We start from the raw sequence: 2,066 nt of genomic DNA on the forward strand, positions 1-2,066 counted from the left end.
CGAGCTGGGAGTCGAGGCTGGCCAGGGCCGGGATCGACAACATGCTGGTACCGACCGTCCCGAGCACGATTGCGATCGCGAGGGTCCTGCTCATTTTGATCTCCTGATAGAGTTGCTGTTTGCAAGCACGAACACCGCGATTCGAGGCGCCATGATCCATTGTGCCCGCGGCGCTGCGAGATTCACTTGTAGTTGGCGATGCTAAGCCAATGGAGAGGGCTGCAAGGCTTAGCGACTGTTCCGCGCTCGATCAAATTCGAGATCGCTCAGCGGATTGCCGCCGGTGGAACGGCCCCGGAGACACAAATGAAGCATCGTCCTGAGAGGAGGTCGATTCGCGTCAGCGCGGCCGGAACATCAATTGAGTTGTTTTGGTTACTTTTTTATTCCCTCGCAGGTTTTCGGAGAGCAATGGCGAGCGTCGAGTCATCGCCGGTTTCGGTATTCTCTCGCGCGTCATCTCGCCGAAGGCTTGACGGTCGCGGCATAACGTCGATCGAGGATAACGGCGGTGTCTGTTGCGCGTGTGACTTAGGTGCGTTGCGGCTTTTCGGAAGTCGGCTTGAGTATATCCGCCATTCGGCTGAGCTCAGGCACGGAACGAGCCTTCATCTTCCGCATCAAGTTGGTCCGGTGCACCTTCACGGTCGACTCGGCGATGCCGATGTCGCCGGCAATCTGCTTGTTGAGACGGCCGGCGGCGACCTGGAACATGATCTCGCGCTCGCGGGAGCTGAGCGTCTCGAAACGCTCCTTGAGCGCTCCGAAAGCCTTGTCCCTCTCCCGGCGCACGCGATCGCGCGAGATACCGGCCTCGACCGCGTCGAGGAGCTCCTGATCGCGGAACGGCTTCGTGAGGAACTCGATGGCGCCCCCTTTCATGGCCTGCACGGTCATGGGGATGTCGGCGTGCGCCGTGATGAAGATGATCGGAAGCGGCCTGTTCGCTGCGGCAAGCTCGCGCTGAAGCTCGAGACCGCTCTGCCCCGGCAATCTCACGTCGAGCACGAGACAGGTGGGGCCTTCCGGCAGCTTAGCCTTGAGAAAATCGGCAACGGAGGAGAAATGGCTGGTCTCCAGGTCGACCGAGCGCAATAGGCGCGCGACCGAGTCGCGAAACTCCGGATCGTCGTCGACCACCAAGACACTGGGTTTCGCGTCGGGCATCCCGGTATCCTGCGGCGAAGGGCGTGCCTTGCTCCCGGTCAGAATGGTCTGCATTTTACCTCCATTCCGTCGACATGAACAGCACCTTCGGCTGCCCGTTTCGCCTAACGCGGAACGACTTTCTCCGAATAACCGTGGCGCCTAAACTATTGCTGTCGGCGATACAGCGGTACGCGCTTTTCGGCTGATGTTCTAAACGGACAGTCAGGGGTCCTAAGCCAGGGCTTAGGGTCCGCGGCATTGCTTTGTGGGGAACCTTCGCCGACATTCTGTGGTTAAATGCAAGCGCGGCGCGTTGGCAGGCGCCCCAATATTAGGGCCGAGAAAGGGTTCCGCGGCAAGGCAATGGCGCAAAACGTATTGATTTCGGTCGTCGAGGATGATGAGCCGTTCCGCCACTCCATGCGAACACTCGTGACGGCGCTTGGCTATGCCGTCGAGGTCTTTCCGTCGGCAGCCAATTTTCTGGAATCGCCTCTTCTCGGCGAAACCACCTGTTTAGTGACCGACGTCCAGATGCCGGGAATGACCGGCCTCGAACTGCACCGACGTCTCGTCGGTACGGGCCACGCAATCCCGACGATTCTCCTCACCGCGTACCCCGATGAGGCAGCCCGCAAGCGCGCGTTGAAGGACGGCGTCGTCTGTTATCTCCGTAAGCCTGTGGATGACGACCGGTTTGAGCGCTGTCTCCGGTCGGCTCTTGCCGGAAGCGCCGCTCCGTGTTCATGAGTCTTGTTGGACCGCCGGCAAGGTGAACTGAAATACGGCGCCCCGAGGCTGATTGGGCTCCGCCCACAGCCGGCCGCCATGGGCCTCGATAATGGACCGGCAGATCGCCAAGCCCATCCCGACTCCGCTGTCCTTCGTGGTGTAGAAGCGCTCGAAAACCTTCTGGA

At 60.5% G+C, this 2,066-nt stretch carries 3 protein-coding genes; 1 reads left to right on the forward strand and 2 read right to left on the reverse strand.

What is annotated here, in order from left to right; genetic code table 11:
• Positions 1–531: 531 nt before the first annotated feature.
• Positions 532–1,167, reverse strand: a complete 636-nt coding sequence (locus JOY90_RS01985) for a response regulator (RefSeq protein ID WP_291689495.1) — start codon at positions 1,165–1,167, stop codon at positions 532–534.
• Between the two features lie 345 nt (positions 1,168–1,512).
• On the opposite strand from JOY90_RS01985, the gene JOY90_RS01990 reads away from it, so the two are divergent.
• On the forward strand, positions 1,513–1,899 hold the full coding sequence (locus tag JOY90_RS01990) for a response regulator (RefSeq protein ID WP_291689494.1): 387 nt from the start codon (positions 1,513–1,515) through the stop codon (positions 1,897–1,899).
• Here the strand turns inward: JOY90_RS01990 and JOY90_RS01995 are convergent.
• Positions 1,894–2,066: ATP-binding protein (locus tag JOY90_RS01995; protein ID WP_291689496.1), on the reverse strand; the 173-nt coding region annotated here is incomplete at its 5' end. The genes JOY90_RS01990 and JOY90_RS01995 overlap by 6 nt on opposite strands.

Origin of the sequence: Bradyrhizobium sp., from assembly GCF_019242285.1 — a bacterium.
Taxonomy (GTDB): domain Bacteria; phylum Pseudomonadota; class Alphaproteobacteria; order Rhizobiales; family Xanthobacteraceae; genus Bradyrhizobium.

What these genes read in the sequence shown, in the direction of transcription:
- JOY90_RS01985 (WP_291689495.1), bottom strand. Translation starts at nt 1,167, where the DNA reads ATGCCCGACGCGAAACCCAGTGTCTTGGTGGTCGACGACGATCCGGAG.
- JOY90_RS01990 (WP_291689494.1), top strand. Translation starts at nt 1,513, where the DNA reads ATGGCGCAAAACGTATTGATTTCGGTCGTCGAGGATGATGAGCCGTTC.